General features: G+C 58.5%; 23 protein-coding genes, 1 tRNA gene and 2 pseudogenes. 11 read left to right on the top strand and 15 right to left on the bottom strand.

What is annotated here, in order from left to right; translation table 11 throughout:
• Positions 1-280 precede the first annotated feature (280 nt).
• From AC0V6O_RS00690 to AC0V6O_RS00670, 5 genes and pseudogenes are all read left to right on the top strand, one after another.
• Positions 281-949, top strand: coding sequence for an energy transducer TonB (locus AC0V6O_RS00690; protein WP_472640339.1), 669 nt, complete (start codon positions 281-283; stop codon positions 947-949).
• A gap of 67 nt (positions 950-1,016) precedes the next feature.
• Positions 1,017-1,788 (top strand): annotated as a pseudogene (locus AC0V6O_RS00685) (MotA/TolQ/ExbB proton channel family protein).
• A 136-nt stretch (positions 1,789-1,924) separates the two neighbouring features.
• Positions 1,925-2,452 carry an ExbD/TolR family protein gene (locus AC0V6O_RS00680; protein ID WP_472640337.1) on the top strand — a complete coding sequence of 176 codons (528 nt, stop codon included), beginning with the start codon at positions 1,925-1,927 and terminating at the stop codon, positions 2,450-2,452.
• 29 nt (positions 2,453-2,481) lie between these two features.
• Entirely contained in the window at positions 2,482-2,940 is a 459-nt protein-coding gene (locus tag AC0V6O_RS00675) for an ExbD/TolR family protein (protein WP_486141069.1), read from the top strand.
• A 372-nt stretch (positions 2,941-3,312) separates the two neighbouring features.
• A complete protein-coding gene (locus AC0V6O_RS00670; RefSeq protein WP_486141068.1) occupies positions 3,313-3,753 on the top strand; it encodes an ExbD/TolR family protein in 441 nt (146 codons plus the stop codon).
• 81 nt (positions 3,754-3,834) lie between these two features.
• On the opposite strand, the gene AC0V6O_RS00665 is transcribed toward AC0V6O_RS00670, so the two are convergent.
• The gene (locus tag AC0V6O_RS00665) at positions 3,835-4,263 is read right to left on the bottom strand and encodes a hypothetical protein (RefSeq protein WP_486141067.1); all 429 of its coding nucleotides are present in this window, start codon (positions 4,261-4,263) and stop codon (positions 3,835-3,837) included.
• Positions 4,256-4,672, bottom strand: coding sequence for a DUF4345 domain-containing protein (locus AC0V6O_RS00660; protein WP_486141066.1), 417 nt, complete (start codon positions 4,670-4,672; stop codon positions 4,256-4,258). Before AC0V6O_RS00660 ends, AC0V6O_RS00665 begins: the two co-directional genes overlap by 8 nt.
• Positions 4,673-4,796: 124 nt before the next feature.
• Between AC0V6O_RS00660 and AC0V6O_RS00655 the strand changes: the two genes are divergently transcribed.
• A complete protein-coding gene (locus AC0V6O_RS00655) occupies positions 4,797-5,417 on the top strand; it encodes a TetR/AcrR family transcriptional regulator (RefSeq protein WP_486141065.1) in 621 nt (206 codons plus the stop codon).
• Between the two features lie 66 nt (positions 5,418-5,483).
• Here the strand turns inward: AC0V6O_RS00655 and AC0V6O_RS00650 are convergent, their stop codons facing one another.
• From AC0V6O_RS00650 to AC0V6O_RS00630, 5 genes are all read right to left on the bottom strand, one after another.
• The gene (locus AC0V6O_RS00650; RefSeq protein WP_486141064.1) at positions 5,484-7,973 is read right to left on the bottom strand and encodes a ligase-associated DNA damage response DEXH box helicase; all 2,490 of its coding nucleotides are present in this window, start codon (positions 7,971-7,973) and stop codon (positions 5,484-5,486) included.
• Between the two features lie 43 nt (positions 7,974-8,016).
• On the bottom strand, positions 8,017-8,859 hold the full coding sequence (locus AC0V6O_RS00645) for a DUF2059 domain-containing protein (protein WP_486141063.1): 843 nt from the start codon (positions 8,857-8,859) through the stop codon (positions 8,017-8,019).
• A 50-nt stretch (positions 8,860-8,909) separates the two neighbouring features.
• Positions 8,910-10,325 (bottom strand): phosphoglucomutase/phosphomannomutase PgmG, encoded by a 1,416-nt coding sequence (gene pgmG / locus AC0V6O_RS00640; protein WP_486141062.1) that lies wholly within the window; start codon positions 10,323-10,325, stop codon positions 8,910-8,912.
• Between the two features lie 104 nt (positions 10,326-10,429).
• The gene (locus AC0V6O_RS00635) at positions 10,430-10,765 is read right to left on the bottom strand and encodes a J domain-containing protein (protein ID WP_486141061.1); all 336 of its coding nucleotides are present in this window, start codon (positions 10,763-10,765) and stop codon (positions 10,430-10,432) included.
• Positions 10,766-10,768: 3 nt separating this feature from the next.
• Complete coding sequence (locus AC0V6O_RS00630; protein ID WP_472640325.1) at positions 10,769-11,581, bottom strand: division plane positioning ATPase MipZ; 813 nt, start codon at positions 11,579-11,581, stop codon at positions 10,769-10,771.
• Between the two features lie 106 nt (positions 11,582-11,687).
• On the opposite strand from AC0V6O_RS00630, the gene panC reads away from it, so the two are divergent.
• The 5 genes from panC (at position 11,688) to AC0V6O_RS00605 (ending at position 16,466) form a co-directional block, all read left to right on the top strand.
• Positions 11,688-12,578, top strand: a complete 891-nt coding sequence (gene panC / locus AC0V6O_RS00625; RefSeq protein WP_486145441.1) for a pantoate--beta-alanine ligase — start codon at positions 11,688-11,690, stop codon at positions 12,576-12,578.
• Positions 12,579-12,641: 63 nt separating this feature from the next.
• Positions 12,642-12,715: transfer RNA gene (locus tag AC0V6O_RS00620), tRNA-Gly, on the top strand.
• 135 nt (positions 12,716-12,850) lie between these two features.
• A complete protein-coding gene (gene cysD, locus AC0V6O_RS00615) occupies positions 12,851-13,753 on the top strand; it encodes a sulfate adenylyltransferase subunit CysD (protein WP_486141060.1) in 903 nt (300 codons plus the stop codon).
• A complete protein-coding gene (gene cysN, locus AC0V6O_RS00610; protein WP_486141059.1) occupies positions 13,753-15,696 on the top strand; it encodes a sulfate adenylyltransferase subunit CysN in 1,944 nt (647 codons plus the stop codon). The genes cysD and cysN overlap by 1 nt, the downstream gene beginning before the upstream one ends.
• Before the next feature lie 11 nt (positions 15,697-15,707).
• Complete coding sequence (locus AC0V6O_RS00605; RefSeq protein WP_486141058.1) at positions 15,708-16,466, top strand: 3'(2'),5'-bisphosphate nucleotidase CysQ; 759 nt, start codon at positions 15,708-15,710, stop codon at positions 16,464-16,466.
• On the opposite strand, the gene AC0V6O_RS00600 is transcribed toward AC0V6O_RS00605, so the two are convergent.
• The 8 genes and pseudogenes from AC0V6O_RS00600 to pepN form a co-directional block, all read right to left on the bottom strand.
• The gene (locus tag AC0V6O_RS00600; RefSeq protein WP_486141057.1) at positions 16,467-17,063 is read right to left on the bottom strand and encodes an OmpA family protein; all 597 of its coding nucleotides are present in this window, start codon (positions 17,061-17,063) and stop codon (positions 16,467-16,469) included.
• Positions 17,064-17,093: 30 nt separating this feature from the next.
• Positions 17,094-19,003: pseudogene (locus tag AC0V6O_RS00595) on the bottom strand (cation:proton antiporter).
• A gap of 85 nt (positions 19,004-19,088) precedes the next feature.
• Positions 19,089-19,625: an adenine phosphoribosyltransferase gene (locus tag AC0V6O_RS00590; protein WP_486141056.1), complete on the bottom strand. Its 537-nt coding sequence runs from the start codon at positions 19,623-19,625 to the stop codon at positions 19,089-19,091.
• A gap of 117 nt (positions 19,626-19,742) precedes the next feature.
• Positions 19,743-20,594, bottom strand: coding sequence for a cytochrome c1 (locus AC0V6O_RS00585; protein WP_486141055.1), 852 nt, complete (start codon positions 20,592-20,594; stop codon positions 19,743-19,745).
• A 56-nt stretch (positions 20,595-20,650) separates the two neighbouring features.
• The gene (locus tag AC0V6O_RS00580; RefSeq protein ID WP_486141054.1) at positions 20,651-22,003 is read right to left on the bottom strand and encodes a cytochrome b; all 1,353 of its coding nucleotides are present in this window, start codon (positions 22,001-22,003) and stop codon (positions 20,651-20,653) included.
• 43 nt (positions 22,004-22,046) lie between these two features.
• Positions 22,047-22,592, bottom strand: coding sequence for a ubiquinol-cytochrome c reductase iron-sulfur subunit (petA, locus tag AC0V6O_RS00575; protein ID WP_472640319.1), 546 nt, complete (start codon positions 22,590-22,592; stop codon positions 22,047-22,049).
• 233 nt (positions 22,593-22,825) lie between these two features.
• Positions 22,826-23,566 carry a peptidoglycan editing factor PgeF gene (pgeF, locus tag AC0V6O_RS00570; RefSeq protein ID WP_486141053.1) on the bottom strand — a complete coding sequence of 247 codons (741 nt, stop codon included), beginning with the start codon at positions 23,564-23,566 and terminating at the stop codon, positions 22,826-22,828.
• Between the two features lie 2 nt (positions 23,567-23,568).
• On the bottom strand, positions 23,569-26,235 hold the full coding sequence (gene pepN, locus AC0V6O_RS00565; protein ID WP_486141052.1) for an aminopeptidase N: 2,667 nt from the start codon (positions 26,233-26,235) through the stop codon (positions 23,569-23,571).
• Positions 26,236-26,273: the final 38 nt, after the last annotated feature.

The raw sequence follows: 26,273 nt of genomic DNA, 5'->3' as shown, positions 1-26,273 counted from the left end.
CCACCCTTGAGACACTGAATCGGCCCTGAATGGATAAAGGGTTTGATTGCCCAACGCATGACCGTTAAAGCCTGCGATTACCCGAAGCGAGGATGGGGACATAGTCGCTTTTGGTCATGACTGTAATGTGCGGGACAATTCACATTGACAGCCAGTCAGGTGAAAAAACCTGTTCCCAATTTGGGATGACATGAGATAACGAGTTTCATTCGCAGTGCAGACTGCGCATGAGGAGCGGACCGGTTTTTGCCGGTTGAAATGACGGAGAGAAAGCAACTGGATGGCCTACGCTGACCAACAGATGAGCAATAACAGGATTATTGCTCTGATCATCGTGGCGATAATTCATGTGGCTGTCGGCTACATGCTGGTAACGGGCTTGGCCATTTCGGCGGTCAAGAACGTAGTCGAGCGTGTGACCACAATCGACATTGAGGAACCACCACCCCCAGAACCAGAAGACGAGCCGCCACCCCCTGAGCCTCAGGATGTTGCGCCTCCTCCACCGGTAGCACCGCCACCACCAATCAGTGTGGCAACATCGCCGCCGGACGTTCAAACGCAGCAGACTATTCCGCCGCCAGCACCGCCTGCGCGCGTAATTCCGCCGCCAGCACCGGTTGCGCCTCCAGCGCCGCCACCGCCGCCCTCACAGGCGCGCGGAGCTACGACCCGGAACGAAGGACGCTGGGCACGGCGGATCCAGGAGAACTACCCTTCACGCGCTTTGCGTGAGGAAGTTGAAGGAACTGTTGGTGTGAGCGTTACTGTTACGGATAAGGGCCGGGCGACCGGATGCTCTGTAACGGCTTCCAGCGGATCGAGTGTGCTTGATCAGGCTGCCTGCCGCGGAATGGAGCGCTATGCGCGTTTCAATCCAGCACTTGATGCTGCTGGCAATCCGACTTCGGGCCGCTATTCGACACGGATTACCTACCGTTTGAACTAAGATTTATAATTCGGCCATGATCGACGCATCGACATGGTTCGGGGACTTTTAAAGAGGACTTTTCGCAATGATTATTCAACTTCTTGCTGGCGCCGCTGAAGCAGCTCCGGAAAACCAGTTTGGCTTTGTCAAAGCCATGGAAGAAGGCGGCCCTGTCGCTTGGTTCATCCTGACTGTCATGATCATTATGAGCGTTGGCTCATTCTACATCCTCATCACCAAGCTGCTGGAGCAGAACAAGGTGATGAAGCAAGCCAAAGGCCTGCAAAACTTCTGGCGCACCAACTCGCTGAAAGAAGGCGCGACCAAGCTTGAGAAGAACAGTGCATGGCGCCAGGTTGCAGATGATGCGATCACCGCCGAAGAAAAGCACGCTAAGATGACCGACAGCCTTGAAGCGCATGATTACATGCACGGTTCGCTTCAGCGCTCGGAAGATCTCGATCAACTCAAAGCTTGCTGGCGGCCTGCCATTCCTCGCATCCGTTGGTGCAACCGCACCATTCATCGGTCTGCTTGGTACGGTGATCGGTATTTACCGCGCACTGATCAACATCGGCATCGCCGGTTCGGCATCGATCGATAAGGTTGCTGGTCCAGTTGGTGAAGCCCTGATCATGACCGCGATTGGTCTGCTTGTGGCTGTGCCTGCCGTGCTTGCGTTTAACTGGCTGCAGAGCCGTAACCGCCGCATTGCTGAGCTGCTCAACAGCTTCTCAACCGACATTCTGGCCTACATCAGCTCAGATGGTGCGGTTAAGCCAAGTGTTGCACCGGCTGCTAAGAAGCCTGCTGCTGCGGCTAAGCCTGCTGCGAAGCCTGCCGCTGCCCGGTCCTAATCGTATTGCGTGACGGGCGGCCTTGCTACTGGCCCATGCGCCAGGAATGGGCCGCCCCGCGCTAACCGCTCTGCTTAAGGGCACAATACGATTACCAGCCCGGATTTTCGGGCGAAGTTTAGGATAGGAATACACAATGGCGATTTCGATGGGAGGGGGTGAGACCCCCATGTCAGAGATCAACACCACGCCCCTCGTGGACGTGATGCTGGTTCTTCTGATCATCTTCCTTATCGCGGTTCCAGTGGCGATTCAGACGATCGAAAAACTCGAAATTCCAGTTTTCGAGTCGCTCGAATCCGATGACAAGGTGGAAAACCTGCTGCTGACGGTCAGCACGACCGATGGCGCTGGCAACAGTGCAGGTGAGCCTGGATTTGAAGGCGCTGCCCGTCAGGGTGAGTGCCGGGTCTATTTCAACAACATCACTCCAGTGACCTCAGAAGAGCTGTACGACCGGGCGTTTGAACGCCTTGACGCAATCGTCCAGCGCGCTGGCGGCGTGGAAGCGATCATGGAAGACCCGGATCAGATCCCGCAGGTTCACATTCGCGGTGACGTGAATGCACCTTGGCGCTGTATCGCAGGAGCGATCTATAACGTGCAGGCTGCTGGTTACCCAACGGTCGGCTTCATCTCGAACCCGGTCGATCCAAACGGCTAAGCTGACCAGAAAGAACTAGGAGAAAACCTATGGCATTGTCTGGAGGCGCAGACGACGGCGAACCGATGATCGCAATGAACATGACGCCACTTATCGACGTTTTGCTCGTGCTGCTGATTATGTTCATCATCACCATTCCGGTGGCGACCCATTCGGTTGATATCGATCTGCCGCAACCTTCTGAGAACGATACCCCGCCGCCGGTCGACCCGGTGAAGAACAAGCTGGTCCTTACCCAGGGCGGCGAAATTCTTTGGAATGCGATTCCGATCTCGCAGAGCGAATTGGTATCCAATCTGCAGCAATCGCTGACTTTTGCGGTAGAGCCTGAATTGCAGTTCGAACCAGAACCGCTTGCAGGCTATGATCTGACAGCTCGCGTGCTGCAGATCATCAAAGGCTCAGGGATCACCAAATTCGGTTTTGTCGGCAACGAGAAATACCGCACATTTGGCACCGGCGGACCGCCGGTTGGTGGATCTCAGTAACGGTCAAACGATCATACAAAAACTCGAAGAGGGCGGGCTGCATATGCGGACCCGCCCTTTTCTTTTGGACCGCACTTCTTTGGCTGGTGCGGCGAATATATCGCACGCACCGCCCTTCAGCGACCTGAGTTTGCGGCTAGGCATACCAAAACGCACGGCACCACACGCTGAGCCAGTTGGGTCAATCCCAAAATGTGCTGGCGTACAGGTATAGAGGCTCAAATCCGCGCTCCACTCCCTCCAAACAAGGTATGCATTTGGCAACTTAATTGTTATGATATATAGTCTTAATCATAACGCTAACATTTAGCGGAAAGCACCCTCTGCAACGCACGCATCACGACCAAGCATCATCACGAAGGAGACTGGACCATGCCTATGACACTGCGACGCCCGAATGGATTTGCGAGCCGCAAGGAAACCATGGGCGAGATGAACGTCACTCCCTTCATCGATGTGCTCTTGGTCTTGCTCATCATGCTGATGCTCGCAATCCCGATTCAGACCAACACCACCGAGGTCGATCTGCCCGCGGGGCCATGTGTGGAATGCACCGCCGATCCCAGGATCAACATCGTCCATATCGACGCATCGGACCAATTGTTCTGGAACGGTCAGGCGGTCGACCGCAAGAGGCTGCGCGCATCGCTGGAGCTGGCGAACGCTATGCCCGAGGAACCGCAACTACGCTTCGATCCAGATGCCTATGCAAGCTATGATCAATCCTCGCGCACGATTGCGCTTATCAAGGATAGCGGTGCGACCAAATTCGCCTTTGTCGGCAATGAGAGGCACAAGGACTTTGTGCGGTGAGCGGCATTGGGACTGCGTCTGAGGATGGGGGTGGGAACGGACCTTCAACTCATAGGTCGATACTGGGAGTTGAGCGAACGGCTACAAGGCGAGCACGCTGCTGACGAAAGCACCTATGACGATCACAGTTCGGGCCTGATGCCATCTGGCCCAGCGCATCAATTCGATAGGCAGCCGCTCATCGGTGATCGAACGTGCAGCGAAGGCGGCATTCGCGGCCTTAAAGTAGGCGAAGAACATCGCAACCGCGATAAGCGAGAGCGCTCCGGCAGAGATTGGCCATGGATCGCCGTTACTGATTAAGGCAGATGCTAGCGCAAGCAGCACGGCAACGGCGGTGATCGGTGCGAAGAACCGAAACAGATGCGGTCCCATAGCGTGATGCAGACTAAAAAATTCAGTTGCCGGTATTCGGCGCCAGAACGGTACTAGGATGCAAGCTTCGGCCAATTGCGCACCAGAAAAGATACCAAGCGAAATGACTGTGAGAATGTGCAAGGTTTCAAGCATTCGATGTCCTTCCGTTGCGCACAATCCAAAGGCCAATCGCTGGGAAAACGATTAGCTCAGCCAGCAAGGAAGGCAGGATCGCTGCGCTTGCGACAAGATCCCAATCACCTGAACCAAGCCGAGCAAAAGCGCCGATTACTATCATCGCGATGCAAGCGAGCAGCACTGATCGCATTCGCTCAAGTGCAACCGATCCTGCAAGGAACAGCAATCCCACTCCGGTCCAAACGCCAGCGATAAAGCGAACATGGTTGTCTTGAACCCTAAAAGCAGCAGCGTCCGTGACCGAGATGAAGTCGGTCGAACCCTGCCAACCCATCGTCACAATTCCGCCAAGACTGACGTTCAGGCCAAGCGCGACAATTCCGATCCCGCACAGCGCAAGGACAATTCGTAGTAGGTTCGTCATTTCGGCATCCTCGTCGTTGGCATCTGCACCCAAGTGAGAGCAGAAAACATATCGGGCGATATTTAATTATACGCGTTCTAATTATATAGTTGCAATTGCCGTGTCAATGGAGTCTAACGTGGCAATGACTAAGTTGCCGAGCAGCCAACGCCGCCCACGAGGAAGGCCGTCCAAGACGCCTGGCCAGAACGAAGCGACGCGGCAGTTGATTGCCAAAACCGCGGAGAGCCTTTTCCAGGAAGAAGGCTATGCCAACGTCTCGATCCGCCGATTGGCGAACGAGGTCGGCTGCTCTCCGATGACGCTTTACAAATATTACGACAGCAAACTCGCGATACTCCAGACGCTATGGACGGTCGTGTTCCGAGCGGTGTTTGGTGAAATCAGAGCGAGATTGGAGTCAGTCACTGATCCCAAAGAGCGGCTTCGGCTCGCTTGCCAGCTCTATGTCGGATATTGGCTGACAAACCCGGAACACTATCGTCTCGTATTTATGGCGGACGGAGTGACCCAGTCGGACGTCAGCCTGTTCGTCGACAACCCTGAGATTTTGGCTGACTTTGAACTATTTCCGCAGGCAATCGCCCTAGCTGCGGGCGGTATTGCCAAGGAATCGCTCCAACTAAATACGGACCTAATTCTGGGAGCGCTTCATGGCATTGCGCATAACAAGATCACTATCAGCGCATATCCATGGTCGGACGCAAACGAGACAATAGATCTGCTTTTGGAGCGCTTGTTCTAGTCCACCATCAACGATTGCTTGTGGGTCGCTATCGGACGGTCCGCCTGCCCCTGCCCCGCCCGCTCCCTAATCCTCCAGCGGCTCATCCACCCGCATCGCCTCACCTGCCAGCGTCTCCGCCTCCAGCAGCAGTTCATCATCCACCGCGCCTTGCGGCACAGCCTCGCGCCCGATCATCGTCATCACTGGCACGGCCAGCGGACTGACCCGGTCGAGCTGGACATGCACCAATTCTCGTTCTGAGCGCTCCAGCAAATCAGCGAGACGCCCGACATCCGTCATCCGCGCGCGGGCATCAGCCCAGGCCGCCTCCAGCAGCACATGGTCCGGCTCGTATTTCTTCAGCACATCGTAAATGAGGTCGGTCGAGAACGTGACCTGTTTGCCGGTCTTGCGCTTGCCGGGATGCTGCCGCTCCACCAGCCCACTAATCACCGCAACCTCGCGAAAGGCACGGCGCAGCAGGTGGGATTCCTGCACCCAATCCACGAACTCATCATTCAGAATATCGGGCGAGAGCAGCGGCACTGGGTTCGCAACCGGCTTTAATCCCCACACGCCAAGCGAATAATCATTCGCCACAAAGCCGCCCGGCGCGAGGCCCAGATCCTCCATCCGCCGCGTGATCAACATACCCAGCGATTGGTTCGCGTTCCATCCCTCAAACGTATAATAGACGCTGTAATGCTTCTTCGCGTGGGGGAAGCTCTCGACCAGCAGCTTGCCCGGCCCCGGCATTTCGCTGCGCCAATCCTGCACCTCCAGCCATTCGCGCACATCATCGGGAAAACGCGCCCAGCTGACCCGGTCGCTCAGCATTTGCTGCACCCGGCTCGCCAAATGGGTGGTCAGCGGCAGGCGCAGCCCTCCATAGCTCGGAATGGTCGCCGATTTTTTCGCCGCGCGCACGATCACATCCATATCCTTGAGGCTCTCCACCTCCAGGCTGATGCCCGCAAAAAAGAACGTGTCACCGGGCGAGAGCTGAGCGGCAAAGCGTTCCTCCACCTTGCCCAGCTTGCGGCCATTCTTGAACCGCACCATCAGCATTTCACTATCGACAATAATCCCGGCGTTCATTCGGTGACGCTGCGCATGGCTGGGATGAGTCAGCCGCCATATGCCCTTGCCTGCAGGAGCGCGATCGCGCGTGATCCGCTTGAACTTGTCATAGGCCTTGAGCGCATAGCCGCCATTTTCGACAAAGCTCAGCACGCGCTGGAATGCCGCCTCATCAACCCAGGCATAGGCCAGGCTACTGCGAATCTCAGCCAGCAATTCGGCTTCGCGAAAATCGCCCGCACAGGCGCAGGCCATCACATGTTGAGCCAGCACATCGAGGCCGCCGCCACGAAAATCCTCGCCATCACGCTGCCCCTCATCCACCGCATCCTTGGCCGCGGTCGCCTCCAGAAATTCAAAGCGATTGCCTGGGACCAGGATCGCACGACTGGGCGCATCGAGCCGGTGATTGGCGCGGCCAATCCGTTGCAGCAAGCGAGAGCTGCCCTTGGGCGCCCCCATTTGCACCACGCAGTCAATATCGCCCCAATCAACACCCAGATCGAGGCTGGCCGTGCACACGAGGCCGCGCAGACGCCCCTGTGCCATCGCATCCTCGACCTTGCGCCGCGCCTCTTTCGACAGGCTGCCGTGGTGGACGCCGATGGGCAGATTGTCCTCGTTCACATCCCACAGGCATTGGAAAATGAACTCCGCCAGAAAGCGGGTGTTGGTGAAGATCAGCGTCGTTTTATTTGCTTTGATCTGCTCATAAAGTTGATCCACCGCCCAGCGCCCGGCATGCCCGCCCCACGGCACGCGCGCATCAATCGGCAGCAGGATTTCCACCTCCGCCGGTGCGCCATCTTCGCCCAGCACCAGCTCCGCCGCAGCAATCTCGCCCGTGCCATCATCGGCCTGCGGGGCGAGCCATTCGCGAAAGGCCAGCGGGTTGGCGAGCGTTGCTGACAAAGCGACCCGCTGCATATCGGGCGCGAGCTTCTGAAGCCGCGCGAGCGCCAATGCGAGCAGGTCTCCGCGCTTGCCCGTGGCGAAGGCATGGACCTCGTCAATCACCACCCGCTTTAGGCCGCGAAACAGCTCCAGACTTTCCGGATAGGACAGCAGCAGAGAGAGGCTCTCTGGCGTGGTCAGCATCACATGTGGTGGCTTGGTTCGCTGGTGTTTCTTCTTGTCAGAGGACGTATCGCCGCTGCGCGTCTCGATCTGAATATCAAGGCCAATCTCCTCCACCGGGGTCAGCAGATTACGCTGCACATCATGGGCCAGCGCCTTTAGCGGCGAAACATAGAGCGTGTGCAGGCCCTCTGGCGGCTTTGCACCTTGCAGGGTCGAAGGCGCGAAGGCGGCCAATGTCGGCAAGAACCCGGCCAGCGTCTTGCCCGCGCCAGTATCCGCCACCAGCAGCGCGTGATTGCCCGCCTCGGCCTGAGCCAGCATGTCGAGCTGATGCCGCCGGACGCGCCAGCCGCGCGCATCGAACCACGCCTGGATCTCAGATGGAAGCTTTGGGGAAGGCGCGCTGGCTGTCACGCCTCACACAATGGAGATCAGCACAGCCTCTCGCAAGCGTAGATCAGAACGGTGAACCGCCGCCCCCGCTTGGAGGTTGAACAATATCCGCTAGCTCCCCTTCGGACAGGCCGAGCAATTGTGCCATGCGCGCCCGCTCATCCGCGCTCAAATCTTCAAAGGCGCGCTCCGCCGGCAACTCCGCCATTTTTTCAGATACGCGCGTTTCCATGTCGGCAAACTGCCCCATCATCACCGGCATCGCCTCCATACTGGCGGACATCACTTGCGGATCAGTGAACAATGCCATGGTCTGCTGCGCATAAATCTCGCCAGTTGGTGTTGCATAAAAGGCCGCGATATCGGTCAGTTGCTCTGCTGTGAAGCGCACTGCGTAAGCGCGCGCCATGCCTTGGCGAAAGCCCGGCTCGATCAAGGTGGCAACCTCGGTCATCATCTCGCCAAACACGCCGCCCATCGCCTCACCGCGCTGCTCAAATCCAGGATCGAGCAAGGCCACCAGCTCGCTGCGTTCCTCGGCGCTCAAGGCATCAACCTTAGCCGGATCGGTCGCCAGCCGGGTGGACAGCATCATTTGCGCACCCGTCTCGCCAGAAAACATCGCCATAATCGGGGTGAAGGTATCGCCCATCATTTCGCCCATGAGCTCGGCGTAGAAACCCTCCGGCATCATGGTGGCGACAATCACCTCAGCCGCGGGCAGACGCGCCTCTTGCTCAGCCGTCAGCGGCTCTGCCTGGAACATGCCCGTTAGCGCGCCCATGACCTGTTCCAACTCTTCGGCCGTCGGCTCTGAAGAGGCAGAATCCTGAGCCGCGAGCGGCGCGGAAAACGCCAAGGCGGCCGCGCTGAGTGAGAGAGCAATGTGCTTAAACGGATGCTTCATCTCTTTGTCCTTGTGCGATTATTCGGATGCAAATTCGTGTGCTCGTAGTTCTAATGCCCCACACTTTCGCCGCGCTCAAGGCCGGACAGGGCCAATTGCTCGTCGATTTGTGCGATCAAGCGCTCCAACCCTTCGGCGGTATCGCTTTCTGCGCGCGCGACCAGCACGTCCTGCGTATTTGAAGCCCGCAGCAGCCACCAGCCATCGGAGGTGTTCACCCGCACGCCGTCGGTCGCATTGACCTCTTCGACGCCGGGGCCGGGATTGGTCGTCATCCGCTCGCTGATTTCAGCCATAGCCGGAAATTTGCGCACTTCATCGACCTGGAACCGCATCTCTGGCGTATTCAGCATGTCGGGCATCGCCCCGCGCAGCTCCGTCACCGATTTGCCGAGTCGCGCAGAGGCCGCGATCAGCCGCAATCCAGCATACAGAGCATCGTCAAAGCCGTAATATGTGTCAGCAAAGAACACATGGCCGCTCATTTCACCGGCTAAGGGAGAACCCGTCTCCTTCATTTTGGACTTAATCAAGCTGTGCCCGGTCTTCCACATCAGCGGCTGTCCGCCATGCGCCGCAACGTGATCAAACAAAGCACGGCTGGCCTTCACATCGGCAATAATCGTCGCGTTTTGGTGGGTTTTGAGGACATCCTCAGCATAGATCATTAGCAATTGATCGCCCCAAATCACCCGGCCCGAGCCATCGATCGCGCCGATCCGATCCCCATCACCATCGAAAGCCACACCAAAGTCGAGGTTCTTCTCCGCGACCAGCGCGCGAAGATCAGCCAGATTGGCCTCCACAGTCGGATCAGGGTGATGATTGGGAAAATGTCCATCAACGTCAGTAAACAGCAGATGATGTTCCCCGGGCAGCCGCGCGGCCAGCGCCTCCAAAGCAGGTCCAGCGGCGCCATTGCCAGCGTCCCATCCGACCTTGAGGTCGGCGAGGGCCTCCCCCTCAATCCCAGTGAGAGCCTTGAGCAAGCGCTCGACATACTCACTCAGGATGTCGCGCTCGCTGACCTCCCCGTTGCCGTCGGCCCACCGGCCAGAGGCGGCCATTTCGCCGATCGCCAGGATGTCCTTTCCAAAGAACGGACGCCCTTGAAATACCATTTTGAAGCCATTGTAATTGGCGGGATTGTGGCTGCCAGTTATCTGTATGCCGCCATCAATCTGTTCGGATGACGCCTCAGCATAGTAAAGCATTGGGGTGGCGCTCATCCCGATCTTTACGACGTCGCAGCCGCTGGCTGTGAGCCCTTCGGAAAGGGCGTGTTCGAGCATGGGTGAGCTGACCCTCCCATCGTAGCCCACCGCCACCGTCTTGCCACCTGCCTCACGCAGCATGGTGCCAAAACTGCGCCCGATGGCCCGCGCATCATCCGCGCCCAGCGTCTCACCAATGATCCCGCGAATGTCATATTCACGCAGGACCGTGGAGTGAAATTGGTGACTCATGATAAGATCATCCTGAATGGGGTTTGGGGTGGTTGATTGAATGGAAGGCCGCGACGCACGCCAAAGCCTATCGTCCTAATATGCGGCTCCATCATCAGCGCGCATCACTCAGGCGGAGCGCCTGCATTGTCATCATCATCGCGCGCCTTCACAGGCGCGGGGCCGGGCAATTCTTCATACAGCAGATCGCGCGCCGCATTCGCCTCATACACTTGCTCGGCCGAGCCGCCTTTATCGGGATGCACGACCGCAATCAGGCGCTTATGCGCCGCCGCAATCTCTGCATAATCTGCGTCTTGAGGCACGCGCAGCAATTGCCGCGCCTTCGTCAGCTCCTGGTTCCTGCTTGAGGGGCCCTTCGCCATATCCCAAGGCCATTTGCCCAGCGCCCAGCGGAACAGGACGCATATCAGCACAAGAATAACCGCGATCTTTAGCATGGCTCAGGCGAGCTCCATCTGCGATTGCCCGCGTTCAAAATCGGGCAGGTTGAGGGCCTTTAAAAGCGAACGCAGCTCTTGCCGCGCGATCAGATGGCTGGTGCCCAGCTCACCCAAGTGCCCCTTATCAAGCAAAGTGAGCCCGGAGGGAAACAGTTCCCGATAAATCACACGCTCAGAAAGGCCGTGGGCGACCCGAAAACCGACGCGCTTCGACATTTCGTTAAGCGCCTGCTCAATCCGCGCCATATTACGCGCCTCAACGTGGCCGGTCCGGTTGCGCACCACGATCCAATCCATCTCAGGACGCTTGTCAGCCAGAGTGGCGCGGCTGCGCTTCACCCGAGCCTCCCAGATCAGCTCTGCGAAGAAGGACAATTTCTTGACCTTAAAGGTCTCCGAATCCACCTGGCCGATCAAATCGAAATCGACGAAGCTGTCATTCATAGGTGTGACCAAAGTGTCGGCGTTTTCCGCCGCCGTACGGGCCAAGGGATCGTCACGCCCAGGATTGTCTATGATCAGGAAATCGGCGTCCTTCTCCAACCGATCTATCGCCACCAGCAGTGCGGAATCGCTGCGCCCTCTGAAAACCTGGCACTGGGGCGTGGGTAGGTTGATCCCGCGCCGCTCTGCGGTGGCTGCGCGGTTTTCCATATAGCGGTCCATCGTGCGCTGACGCGGATCAAGGTCAATCGCCACCACCCGCGCGCCCAGATAGGACAGCGCAACCGCAATATGCACCGCGGTAGTGGATTTGCCCGTACCGCCTTTTTCATTCGCAAAGACGATGCGGTGCGCGCTTTTCTGGGCCATGGGCCGTGTCCTTCATTGCGAACGTCGGTGCGAACGGGGCGATCTTGTCTCCGCTCGCCCAGCGCGGCTAAAGATGAGTTACAGCGCATACCGAAAGGGCAAACCACTGCAAACCGTAAGCACACTCGAGATGTTGAGAAAATCCATCGCGGCGCTGCGCCGGGAACCGGTGGCAGAGGGTAGCATCAGCGCACCCGCCAGCATTGGCCTGGTCCCGACCATGGGCGCGCTGCACGAGGGGCATCTCACTTTGATGCGAGCTGCGCGTGATCAATGCGACCATGTGGTAGCCTCGATCTTCGTCAACCCGACCCAATTTGGCGAAGGTGAAGACTTGGACGCTTATCCCCGGCAATTGACCGAGGATTCCGCCATGCTGGAAAGCGTTGGGGTGTCACTGCTGTGGGCACCAACAGTCGAGGCTATGTATCCCGGCGGGCCGCGAAATTTCGCCAGCAGTATTTCCGTACGCGGGGTGAGCGAAGGCCTTTGCGGCGCGGACAGGCCGGGTCATTTTGACGGGGTCGCCACGGTCGTGTGCAAACTCTTCAATCAGGTCCAACCCGACATGGCGTTCTTCGGCGAGAAGGATTTTCAACAACTTGCGGTGATCCGCACTATGGCCCGCGATCTTGATCTGACCCAGCCGCCTGCAGAGCAGATTATCGGCGTGCCAACCGTGCGAGAGGCAGATGGCCTCGCGATGAGCAGCCGCAACCGCTATCTCTCACCCAGCGACCGCGCGGCCGCTGCGACCCTGCCGGCGGCGATGAAGGCGACAATTACAGAGATTGAAAGCGGCGCGCCGGTTAACGCGGCACTCAGCGCGCTCAAATCAGCACTGCTGGGTGCCGGCTTCTCAAGCGTTGATTATGCGTCCCTGGCCGATGCAAGCACTCTGGCAGAGATCACCGCGCTGGATGGCGGTTCTGCCCGCCTGCTGGTCGCAGCGCGAATTGGCGGCACCCGGTTGATTGACAATATGCCGGTGGATTAGGGGCAGGACCTAGGTTTTATTTGACGAATGCGCATTTGCCGTGGCAATGGCGCTGCCGAGCGGGCGGGTATAGCATAGTGGTAATGCTCTAGCCTTCCAAGCTAGCTAGAGGGGTTCGATTCCCCTTACCCGCTCCAGATTTCCTCAAGAATAGCTCGTGCGTAAAATGGCGCTATGCTCTGTTAGCTGAGCAGCATTGCAGGCTGCGCTTCTTGCCCAACAAACAAAACTAGGCTTGTTTTGCCTCACCGAACCGTTAGCTGCCCAGAACCATGAAAAGCCTTACCCATCTTGAGCGGCTCGAAGCCGAAAGCATCCATATCTTCCGCGAAGTCGTGGCCGAGACTGAAAAACCGGTTATGCTGTATTCGGTCGGCAAGGATTCCTCGGTCATGCTGCACCTTGCGCGCAAAGCCTTTTACCCTGCGCCGCCTCCCTTCCCGATGCTGCATGTCGCCAGTGGGTGGGATTTTCAGGCTCTGCTCGATCACCGTGACAGGACGGTGAAGGAATATGATCTCGACCTGATCGTGGCTGAGAACGAGCATGCCGAAGAACAAGGTATCAACCCGTTCGACACCGGCAGCGCGCTCTATTCCCAGGCGCAGCTGACCGATCCCTTGAAGGCAGCGCTGACCAAGCACGGGTTCGACGCGGCCTTTGGCGGCGGGCGGCGCGATGAGGAAAAGGCCCGCGCGAAAGAGCGCGTGTTTTCGTTCCGCACCGCATCACACCGCTGGGACCCCAAAAACCAGCGGCCTGAGCTGTGGAACCTCTACAACACCAAAAAGGCCGATGATGAGAGCATTCGCGTGTTCCCGATCAGCAATTGGACCGAGCTCGACATCTGGCAATACATCGCGCTGGAAAAGATCGATATCGTGCCGCTTTATATGTCCCAAAAGCGCCCCACGGTGGAGCGTGACGGGATGCTGCTGGTCGTGGATGACGACCGTTTCCGCCTAGAGCCGGGCGAAGAGCCGGTTGAGCGATCTGTCCGTTTCCGCACGCTGGGATGCTATCCGCTGACCGGCGCGACGGAGAGCGATGCGACCGATATGAACCTGATCATTCAGGAAATGCTGCTCGCCACCGGGTCTGAACGGCAAGGCCGCGCGATCGACAAGGGACAATCCGCCAGCATGGAAGACAAGAAGCAAGAGGGGTATTTCTGATGGCTGATGGGCACGCCCCTACTCAGGATTCAAGTTTTCAAACCGATGCACTGATCGCGGAGGATATCGACGCCTATCTCGACCAGCATCAGCATAAGGGCCTGCTGCGGTTCATCACCTGCGGCAGCGTAGATGATGGCAAATCGACCCTGATCGGGCGACTGCTGTACGATTCCAAGATGATCTTCGAAGATCAGCTGACCGCACTGGAAAGCGACAGCAAGAAGGTCGGCACTCAGGGCGATGAGATCGATTTTGCGTTGCTGGTCGATGGCCTGGCGGCGGAACGCGAACAGGGCATCACCATCGACGTTGCCTACCGGTTCTTCACCACAGAGAAACGCAAATTCATTGTCGCCGACACGCCGGGGCACGAGCAATACACCCGCAATATGGTCACCGGGGCTTCGACCGCCGATCTGGCGGTGATCCTGGTGGATGCGCGCAAAGGCGTGCTCGAACAAACGCGGCGGCATTCCTTCCTCGTCCACCTGCTGGGCATCAAGCATTTGGTCCTGGCGGTGAACAAGATGGATCTGGTCGATTACGATCAGGCCCGATTTGAGGAAATCCTCGCCGATTACAGCCAGTTTGCCGAGCAGATCGGCATTGAAGGCTTCACCGCGATCCCGATCTCCGGCTTTAAGGGCGACAACATCACCCCAAGAGCCGATGGCGCCCCTTCGGTCAATACGCCGTGGTATGGCGGCCCCTCCCTAATCCAGCATCTGGAAACTGTCGAGCTGGCGAACACTGCCGCGCAGGAGCGCAGCTTCCGCATGCCCGTGCAATGGGTGAACCGGCCCAACTTGGATTTTCGCGGGTTTACCGGCCTGATCGCGAGCGGCACGATCAAACCCGGCGATAAGGTGCGCATTGTCCCCGCGGGCAAGACCAGCACCGTCAAATCGATCCTGACCTTCGATGGAGAGCTGAATGAGGCCGTCGCCGGCCAGTCGGTCACCATCACTCTAGCGGATGAGGTAGATTGCAGCCGAGGCGATGTGATCGCGGCGGCGGACAATCCGCCTGAAGCCTCAGACCAGTTTGAAACCACGCTCGTGTGGATGGACGAGGCCGCGTTGAAACCTGGCCGCGCCTATTGGCTCAAAATCGGCAGCCAGATGGTCAGCGCGACCATCGCTGAACCGAAATATGAGATCTGTATCAACCGGTTTGAGCATCTGGCGGCAAAAACGCTGGAACTCAACGGCATCGGCGTGGCGGAGCTGCGCACGGATCGGCCAATCACATTCGAATCCTATGAAACCAGCCGCGCGCTTGGCGGGTTCATCCTGATCGACAAGTTCACCAATGCGACCGTGGGCGCGGGCATGCTGCATTTCAGCCTGCGCCGCGCGCAAAACGTGCATTGGCAACCGACCACGATTACCCGCGATGATCATTCTGGCCTGAAGAACCAGCGACCGCGCGTGCTGTGGTTCACGGGGCTTTCCGGTTCTGGCAAATCGACCATCGCCAATGAAGTGGAGAAGCGCCTAGCGCTGATGAACCGCCACACCTTCCTGCTCGACGGGGACAATGTGCGCCACGGGCTGAACAAGGATCTGGGCTTTACCGAGGCAGACCGGATTGAGAACATTCGCCGCATTGGCGAGGTGGCGAAGCTGATGACGGATGCCGGACTGATCGTCATGACCGCGTTTATCTCGCCATTCCGGGCTGAGCGCCAGATGGTGCGCGAAATGATGCCGGAAGGCGAGTTTATCGAAATCTTCGTAGACACGCCATTGGAAGTCGCCGAACAACGCGATGTGAAGGGCCTTTACAAAAAGGCGCGCGATGGGGAGCTTAAGAACTTCACCGGGATCGACAGCCCTTATGAAGCGCCAGAGAACCCGGAAATCCGCGTGAACACGGTGGAGATGACGATTGAAGAAGCCGCCGACCACATCATTGCCGCGATCCTGCCGCTGAAATGACAGGTGAAACAATGAGCGCTGATCCGGCCGCAATGTCCGATGCGGAATTGGCCGCACACCTGGCAGAGGTCGCAGGGCGCATCCTGCTGGATGTCCGCAGCAGCGGTATGTTCACTGGCAAGGCGCTGGGCGCGGCAGGCGATGCCACGGCGAACCAATTCCTATGCCATGCGATCCGCGCCGCACGTCCCGATGACGGCCTGCTGTCCGAAGAGGAAAAGGACGACACGGCGCGCTGCTCCATGAGCCGCGTCTGGATCGTCGATCCAGTGGATGGCACACGCGAATATGGCGAGGAGCGCAGCGATTGGGCGGTGCATGTCGGCCTATCAGTCGACGGTACAGCCAGTGTCGGCGCGGTCGCTCTGCCCGGTCTGGACGGCGGCATAGTGCTGCGCTCTGATCAACCGGCCGCCCTGCCCGAAGCGGCGGCAAAACCACGTCTGGTCGTCAGCCGCACTCGGCCCGCTAAGGAAGCGGTCGCATTAGCTGACGCAATTGGCGGCGAATTGCTGCCCATGGGCAGCGCGGGCGCAAAGGCCATGGCGATCGTGCGCGGCGAGGCTGAGATTTACCTGCATTCCGGCGGGCAATATGAATGGGATAGCTGCGCGCCGATTGCGGTCTCAGCGGCCCACGGCCTGCATTGCAGCCGAATCGATGGCTCACCAATGGTCTATAACCAAGCGGACACATACCTGCCCGATCTGCTGATCTGCCGCCGGGAATATGCGCAGTCCGCGCTTGAGCTAGTTGCTAGCCTCGACTGATCAGTCTGCGGCGGCATCTTGCGATGACGCAGGTCGCGCGGAGCCGACCAGCACCTCCACTCGGCGGTTCGCCGCCCGCCCTGCCTCATTCGGCGCGCCATTGGGCAGAGCGTTGGGCTCTATCGGGTTTTGCTCCCCAAAGACGATCACACGAATGCGGTCATCAGCAATACCGTTCTCGATCAGCCAAGCGGCGACCGCCAGACCGCGCGCCTCGGACGCTCGCGCATTCACCGCATCGCTGCCACCAGCATCGCTGTGAGCGCGCAGGACAATCGGCAGGCCACGCGCCACCTGTTCTGAGGCGAGCACTTCTTTGAGCGCCGTCAAGGCCTCTCCGCTAAGCTCCGATCCACCATCGGGAAAACCAATCGTGGCGTTAAGCGGCTCCAGCGGAGCGTCCACTTCGGGTTGCTCAATATCGCTGCGCAGGATTGAGACGGTTTCTTCTTCGCTCGCCCCGTCTTCGGCATTCTCGCCATCAGCGCCATCCGCAATACTGACGTCCTCGCCCGCATCCACAGCATCGCGCTCGGCACTGCAGGCGGATAGGCCCATCATCAATGATGCTGCGATCAAGACTGTCGTCGTTCTCATCACTTCCTCGTTTACCTTTGCCCGCCTCGATCAGGCCGTTTGCGGGCCTGTGTCGCCCTCGTCGCTGGGTTTGGAGTTTTCCTTCGCCCGCTCTTTTCCGCTCTCTTTATTCGCGCGCTTTGCCGCGTGATCTTCCGCGCTCTTCAATGAAGGCGGGGTGAAGGAAATGATCGTATCGCCCGCGCGCGGTTCTGGCCGGGCGGCATGGGTGAAGAACCTCAGCGTGCCGCTCTTGCGCACCAGCATCAGCATGTTTGCGGTTTGCGGCAGGATCTCCTGCGCGTCTTCAAAATTGAACTCGTCCGACAGCTTGGTCTTGCGGAATACCCAGCCTTGCTCCTGGCGCTCGTTGGTGTCGGACACGCCAAAACCCGATTCGAACAATGCGCGCCCCCGGATGCTCTCTGGCAGCGCGTGCTTATCGTCCTCATCCGCGCTTTCGCCCAGTTGATAGACGGAATCGCGCCCCACCTCATGCGCAAATTCATTACAGACGAGTGCATTGTAAGCCTCGTTATCAGTGGCCGCGACCAGCACCTGGAATGGGGTAAGGTCGAGATTGTGCTCAGTCGCCTCGTTCAAGATCTCACCGTGGTAGAACGGTAAGCCTTCGCGCCGCGCCGCGCCAAGCCGCTGCCAACTGGGATCAACGATCATCACCGGGGTTTTGAGCGCCTGCATCTCGCGCGCGAGCGCAATGGTCCACGGGGTCGCCCCAACAATCAGCAGGCCGGGTCGCGATTCGCCTTTCACACCCAGCAATTTGGCCGCCCATTCGACCGTAAAGCCGTGGGCGATGACGGTAATGACCACGACGGCGAAGCTGAGGCCGGTGAGCAATTGCCCACCTTCAATCCCAAGCTCATCAAGCCGCAGCGCAAACAGACCAGAGATCGCCACCAGCACAATACCGCGCGGCGCAATCCAGGCGATGAACAGGCGCTCGTTCCACGGCACGGCGGTGCCAAGCAGGCTGAGCAAAACGGTGGCCGGGCGCACGAGGAACAGCAGCGCGACCAAGAATGCGAGCGGGCGCCAGCTCGTCTGCAGATAGGTTAGTTCTTCCCACTTCAGCGAGGCAGAAAGCAGGATAAAGATGCCCGAGACGAGCAGCACCGCAATATTCTCTTTGAACGGGTGGATCGAGCGCAAGCTGGAGACGCCAAGGTTGGCGAGAGTAATGCCCATCACCGTAACCGCGACCAGACCCGCTTCGTGCTCGATATTATTCGACAGGACAAACACGCCGATCACCGCGCTGAACAGCACGGGGACTTTTAGATATTCCGGGATCGCGCCGCGCGGGAACAGGAAGGCAATCAAGCGCGCAGCAGCATAGCCGATCAGTCCCGCCATAATCGCAGCGATGATCAACGGCGGCACCACTTCGATCAGTGAAGCACCGGGGCTATCGGCGACCTTGCGAAAATATTCATACGCGATCACCGCGCACAGCGCGCCAGTGGGGTCGTTTACAATCCCCTCCCATTTGAGGATCGAGGCGGGCCGCGTCTGGATCTTGGATTGCCTCAGCAGCGGGATGACAACCGTTGGCCCGGTGACGATCAAAATACCGCCAAACAGCACCGCGACCGGCCACACGAGACCGGCAATATAATACCCTGCCGCCGCACCCAGCGCCCAACCAATAAACACGCCAATGGTAGCGAGGCGGATCACCGCTTGACCGGAATGCCTAAGCTCTCGGTAGTCGAGGCTAAGCCCCCTTCGAACAGGATCAGCGCAACACCAATACTGACCATAGGGTCGAGCAAATCGCCGAAGGCTGCCTCGGGATCGATCAGTCCGGTGATTGGGCCAGCGATAAAGCCCGCCGCCAGCATCAGGACAATCGCAGGCCAACCGGTTCGCCAAGCGACCCATTGCGCGCCGATACCCAGCACGCCGACCGTGGCGATTACAAGAGCTTGCGAGTCCATACCCGCGTTCGGGTGCGCGCTTACGGGGGCGAAATCAAGGCTTAAGACAATCGTTTACAGCGCCGCGAGCTTGCGGGCAGCGGCCTCAATCGCCCTCAAAGTCCAGCAATGTACGCACTTCTAGGCCCGCCGAGGTCAGTTTCGCCGCTCCGCCAAGGTCAGGCAAATCGATCACAAACAGCGCATGATCAATCCGCGCGCCGGCCATACGCAGCAGCTCTGCCGCGGCAATGGCCGTGCCGCCGGTGGCGATCAGATCATCGACGATCACCACATGCTCGCCATCGCTGACGGCGGCAGGGTCCATCTCCAACCGATCGGTGCCATATTCGAGTGCGTAGTCGACGCCGATGGTCTCAATTGGCAGCTTGCCCGGCTTACGCACCGGCACAAAGCCAATGCCCAGTTCAACCGCCACCGCCGCGCCAAAGATAAAACCGCGCGCCTCCATCCCGGCAATTTTTTGAGCGCCGCAGGCTCGCGCCATCTCGGCCAGATGGCGAACGCTGGCCGCCAGGCCCTGAGGATGGCCGATCAATGTCGTGATGTCGCGAAACTGGATACCTGGCTTGGGAAAGTCTGGGACCGTACGGATCAGCACGCGCAGTTCTTCAGGGGTCATATCCAGTTCCTCATCTCGGGCCGCGCCCACTTGGCATAGACCTCAAACGAAAAGCGCCCCGCCATCGCATGTGGATGGAGAGGCGCTGTTTCAAACATTGGGCAGATGCCCGTCTGCCTATTTCTTCTTCGGCTTAAGCCCGGCCCAAATCTGCTTCTTTGAGAGATAAGCAAGGATCGTTGCGAACAGCAGGAAGCCAAGCACTGGCCAACCGGTTTGCTTGCGCTTCACCAAAGTTGGCTCAGCGGTCCAGGTCAGGAACGCGGCAACATCAGCAGACATCTGATCGACCGTCGCGTCGGTTCCGTCTGCATAGGTAACCTGCCCGTCGGCCGCGATAGGCGGAGCCATCGCAATGTTCACATTGGCGAAGTACTTGTTGAAATACAGGCCGGTCGGGGTCTCAAACTCTGACACACTCGCGGCGATCTCTGGATCTGGTTCGCCGTAACCGGCAAGCAGCGAGTAGACGTAATTTGTGCCGTCTTTGCGCGCCTTGGTCATCAGTGAGAGATCAGGTGGGATCGCATTGTTGTTGGCCGCAGCGGCCGCAACATCGTTTGCGAACGGTGATGGGAACTGATCGGTTGGTTTGCCCGGACGCGTGGTCACCTCACCGGTGTTGGGATCGATACCCGGAACGATCCAATTGGCTGCCTCGGCCTGCACTTCTGCTTCGGAATAGCCAAGCTCGCTCAAATTACGGAATGCGACAAACTTCAGACCGTGGCAGGCCGCGCAGACCTCTTTATAGACCTGATAGCCGCGCTGCAGTTGAGCATTATCCCATTTGCCGAACGGACCCTCAAACGAGAACCCACCTTCAGGCGCGATGGGCTTTTCCTTGAAGGCATAATAGTCAGGTTTTTCAGCGGGCGCATAATTGATCGCACCTGGCAGCAGGGACCAGAAAAACAGGATCCCCACGATCCCTAAACCTGCAATGATCGCTCCGAGACGAATGCTCATACGCTTAGACTTTCAACTTAAACTTGGGCCAAACGGGCAGCGTTGCCAATGGCGGACTATTCGGCCGGCTGCAAGGAGCCGGCTTCACCAGCACCCTTTGCACCCGAACTTGCGGAGTTTTCAGGAGCCGCATCATCCGATCCAAGCACCGATTCGGTGATCGAATAAGGCAGCGGCTTTGGCACTTCGATCTGACTGACGATCGGCAGGATCACCAGGAAGTGGAGGAAGTAATAGGCCGTCGCGATCTGGCTTAGCAGCACGTAAGGCTCCTCTGCCGGCGCACCTCCGCAATAGGTCAGCAAAGCCATGCAAGGGATAAGGCCGAACCAGAAGAACTTCTTGAACATCGGACGATAATGACCGGAGCGAACCGGGCTTTTATCGAGCCATGGCAGAATGAACCAGATCAGGATTGAGCCGAACATTGCGATCACACCGAGCAGTTTCGCCGGGACCAGAATGATGCCGGTGAACGGGATTGTCAGATCAGAGGTGAATGCGCGCAGGATCGCGTAGAACGGCAGGAAGTACCATTCCGGAACGATCAGAGCAGGTGTCGAAAGCGGGTTCGCCTCGATATAGTTATCCGGGTGACCCAGCGTGTTCGGAAGGAAGAACACCATGAAAGTGAACGCCAGCAGGAAGATGCCCAGGCCAAAGCCATCCTTAGCCGTGTAATACGGGTGGAACGGCACTGTGTCGCTTTCCTTCTTCACTTCGATCCCGGTTGGGTTCGACGAGCCAGGAATGTGAAGCGCCCAGATGTGCAGGATAACAACGCCTGCAATCACAAATGGCAGCAGGAAGTGCAGCGAGAAGAAACGGTTCAGCGCAGCATTATCAGGCGCAAAACCGCCCAACAGCCATGTTTGAAGCGATTCCCCGACCAGCGGGATTGCACCAAACAGGCCGGTAATCACTTTCGCGCCCCAGAAGCTCATTTGGCCCCACGGCAACACATATCCCATAAAGGCAGTCGCCATCATCAACAGGAAGATGACCACGCCCAGCAGCCAGATCATCTCACGCGGCGCTTTGTAAGAAGAATAGTAGAACCCGCGGAAGATATGCAGATAAATCACGATGAAGAAGAAGCTCGCGCCGTTGGCGTGGGCATAACGCATCAGCCAACCGGAATTGACGTTGCGCATGATGTGCTCTGTCGTGGCAAAGGCAACTTCGGCATTGGCCGCATAGTGCATTGCCAAAATCACGCCGGTGATGATCTGGATCATCAAACAGAATCCGGCGAGAACACCAAAATTCCACATATAGTTGAGGTTGCGCGGCACCGGATAGCCCGCACCAACTGCATTGTAGACCAACCGCGGCAATGGCAGCTTTTCATCAATCCATTTGGTGAAGTCGTTCTTCGGTTCGTATTGTTTTGCCCAGGCGAAGCTCATGGCGTTCTCTCGTGAGTGTTCAACAGTAATCTATCTAGATCGATTATCCGACGCGGATGACCGATTCAGACGTAAATGAAAATTCTGGCACGATCATATTGGTTGGCGCAGGGCCTTTACGGATCCGGCCAGCGGTATCGTAGTGGGAACCATGGCACGGACAGAAATAGCCACCATATTCCCCTTTATTCTCACCCTCAGCCGCGCCCAGAGGCACACAGCCCAAATGGGTGCAAACGCCCATCGTAACGAGAATGTCTTCATTGCCTTCGCCCAAACGCTCAGCAAGTGTTTGCTGATCACGCAGGCTGGCCACATCGACTTCATTCGCGGCGGCAATTTCTTCCGCGGTGAGGCGCTTTACAAACAGTGGCTGCTTGCGAAAGATTGTCTTGATGCTCTGGCCCGCTTCGATTGCGGATACGTCCACATCGGTGGTGCTTTCAGCGAGCACATCGGCCGATGGAGCCATTTGGGAAACCAGCGGCAGCGCGCTGGCCGCGGCACCAACGCCAGCGGTCGAGAGTGCTGCCACGTGAATGAAATCACGCCGCCTTACGCCCTCATTTGCTTCGTTTGCATCAGCCATCGTTCAAAACCCTGTCTTCTTTGCCGCTCTGGATATGTGCCCATGCGGCGGCAACGTTGATTGTTTGTCTAGCCAGTCCAGCGGGAATTTATGCAGTCGGCAAAAGCCCAAACCTGCATTCACCCCATGCCGGATTACAACTCGTGCGCGCTACTAGCCCCAATGGCCGGGGATTCCAACACTGTTTTCAGCATTGCCTGTTCGCTTTCCTGCAAGCCTATGGCCAAACCACATCAGGGCGCCGCGATCATACTGATTTGACGCCCATAATTCGCCTGCCCGCGCCCGGACGCACGGCGATAGGAATAATAACGCTGCGATAGCGAAAAAGTATCCAGATCGAGCAATTGGACCGTCTTCAACCCAGATTTGGCGAGCCGCGCGGCGACAAAGCCGGGCAAATCAAACTGCCAATGCTCGTCGCGACCCACGGAAAAATGGCGCTCATCCTCATGCGTGAAATTGGCCTTAAAGGGAGCATCCACCTCGTAACTCGCCTGGGCAATCGTGGGTCCGATGGCGGCGGCGATATTCTGACGCGCTGCACCCAGAGCCTCCATCGCGGTGAGCGTGTTTTCGAGCACGCCGCCTACCGCGCCGCGCCATCCCGCATGGGCCGCGCCAACAACCCCCGCCTGCTGGTCCGCAAACAGGACCGGCGCACAATCCGCCGTCACAATGCCGAGCACGATGCCAGGCGTTGACGTCACGACAGCATCACCGACCGGGCGTCCAGTGGGATCATCAGTCCAGGCTTGGCCCACGGTTACAACATCAGGCGAATGGACTTGATGCGGGGCGGCGAGCGTGCCGCCATCCACCAGAGCTTGCGCCGCTTCCTGACGGTCCCGTGCGATCAATGCGCTATCACCATCCCCGCCATAGCCGAATTGATGCACCCCATTTGCATGCCCGAAAAAGCCGTGCGGAATGCGCCCAAGCGCATCAGCCCGGGTTATATCGAACGCGCCCACGCTCAGCCCTCCAGACTGCGCGTGACCTGCTCGGATGTGTCGCGTGACAGGCCGGGTGCCGCGGCAATGCGCTCCAGCTCGACCTTCATCATGGCTGCCCGCCCAGGTTCGATCCGCCGCCATTTGCCCAGCGGCGAGACAAACCGCGCCGCTGTTTGCGGGTTGATCGGGTCAAGCGCCAAAATGAGGTCCGCAATCAGGCCGTAGCCGGAACCATCTGCCGCGTGGAACGCCGTGGGATTGCCAGCAAAGGCCATGTACAGCGAGCGAACGCGGTTCGGGTTCTTGATCGTAAAATCGGGATGTTTGGCGAGCTCTTTTACATGCTCGATCACATCCTTGTGCGGAGCGAGCGCCTGCAGCGTGAACCACTTGTCGATCACCAGATCATTGCCGGTGTAGCGATCATAGAAAGCCCTAAGCGCATCGGCGCGTTGCCGGCTTTCAAGACCGCATAGCACCATCAGTGCGCCTTGGCGGTCGGTCATATTGTTCGCCGCATCAAATTGCTGCGCCGCCGTTTCCGCCGCTTGCTCTGGATCGCTCGCCGCCAGCAGCACGAGGACCTGAGTCTTCACTTTACGCGCGCCGCGCCCAGCAAGATCGTCAAAGCCAACCGAGGCCGTGCGCGTGTAGAGCCCTTCAAGCTCCCGTTTGAGTACGGTACCCAGCGCGGCCTTCAGCGCCTCACGCTCAGCATGGATCGCGCCCGGATCGGCCAAACGAGTGCCGCTTGCCATTTGCTCAAACAGATAGGTCTCACTCGGCAACATCATCAGCTCGCCGCGCATATTGTCGTCCAGCGCATCATCAGTCAGGATCGCGGCCAGCGCATCGCCAATCGCGGCCTTGCCCGCTGCGCGCTGCGCCTCGTCCAGCTCGCCAGAGGCCGCCGCGACCAAATAGCCCACGCTGAGCTGCTGCATCGCCTCATACCGCGCAAAGGGATCATCATCATGCGCGGCAAGAAAACCGAGGTCTTCGAGCGGCACCTCATGCTCAATCACCACGGGCGCGGTGTAGCCGCGATTGATCGAAACCACAGGGTCTGGCCCGGCCATTGGCAAAGTGAAGCTCTGCTCACCCTCGGTAAGCACGATCAGCTGCTCCTCGCCGAGCTGACCTGCCCTGCGGCTGTGCACAGCGATCCGTAGCGGAATCGGCATCGCCTGCTTCTCCGGCTGACCCGGCGTAGGCGGCACGGTTTGAGAGAGCGTTAGGGTCAGGCCATCGCTTGCCACCTCTTGGCGAACTTTCACGCGAGGCGTGCCAGCTTGACGGTACCACAAGCGGAACTGCTCAAGGTCAAGGCCCGCTCCGTCCTCGATGGATTTGATGAAATCCTCGCAGGTCGCCGCCTCGCCATCATGGCGATCAAAGTACAGGTCGGTGCCTGCGCGGAACTGGTCCAAACCTGCCATGCTGCGCATCATGCGGATGACTTCGGCGCCTTTGTTATAGACGGTGGCGGTGTAGAAATTGCTGATTTCGCGGTAACTGTCTGGCCGGATTGGATGCGCGAGTGGCCCTGCATCCTCCGGGAATTGCGCCGCGCGCAGAATACGCACGTCTTCGATCCGCTTCACCGCTTCTCCGCGCATATCCTGGCTGAACAACTGGTCGCGCAGCACGGTAAAGCCCTCTTTCAAGGACAGCTGGAACCAGTCGCGGCAGGTGATGCGATTGCCCGACCAATTGTGGAAGTATTCGTGCGCGATCACACCCTCAACGCCGTCATAATCGGCATCGGTTGCTGTGTCGGGATCGGCCAGCACATATTTGGTGTTGAAGACGTTGAGGCCCTTGTTCTCCATCGCGCCCATGTTGAAATCTGACACGGCGACGATGTTGTAGAGGTCGAGATCATACTCGCGGCCAAAGGTCTCCTCGTCCCATTTCATCGAATGGTGAAGCGATGCGAGCGCATGGTCCGAGCGGCTTAGATCTTCAGCGCGGACCCAGATATTGCACTCAACCTCACGGCCAGACATCGTCGTGAACGGCGCAGAATTGGCGACTAGATCGCCCGCGACAAGAGCGAAGAGATAGCTCGGCTTAGGCCATGGATCATGCCATTGTGCGAAATGCTGGCCACCCTCGCTTTCGCCCTCAGCCACTTTGTTGCCGTTGCACAGCAGAACCGGAAACAGGTCTTTCGGTCCGCTCATATGGACGCGGTAGGTCGAAAGGACATCGGGCCGATCCGGGAAGAAAGTGATCCGGCGAAAACCCTCTGCCTCGCATTGAGTGCAAAGCATGCCATTCGAGGCGTACAACCCCATAAGGGTCGTGTTCGCACTCGGATCGATTTCGGTCTCGATTGTGATCTGATGGCTGCCGCCCGGCAGCGTCAGGATCAGGTCGGGACCGTCCATCACAAAATTGTCGACCGTCACATCATCGACGGTAACGCGCGCTGGTGTCAGGCTGTCACCATTGAGCCGCAGCTCGTTGGAGGCCTCGGCAGCAGGATTGCGCTCCACCTTAAAGCTGGCCAGCACCCGTGTCTTTTCGAGGCCAAGATTGAACACGAGCTTGGTTTCAGGGAGCAGCCAAGGGAACGGCTGATAATCCTCGCGCAGGATCACCGGCGGTTCGGCCGGGACCGGCGGCGCATCCGCCAGTTGAGGGTTGCCATCCGGGGTCGAGGGGGTCGTTGCAATATCCATGGGCTCAGATTTAGGTTGATTTGCCTCAGCGTCCAGCG

The sequence above is a fragment of the Erythrobacter sp. JB2-19 genome, assembly GCF_057365005.1.
Note: the sequence above shows the minus strand (reverse complement) of the source record. Positions and strands in the feature narration are given on the sequence as shown.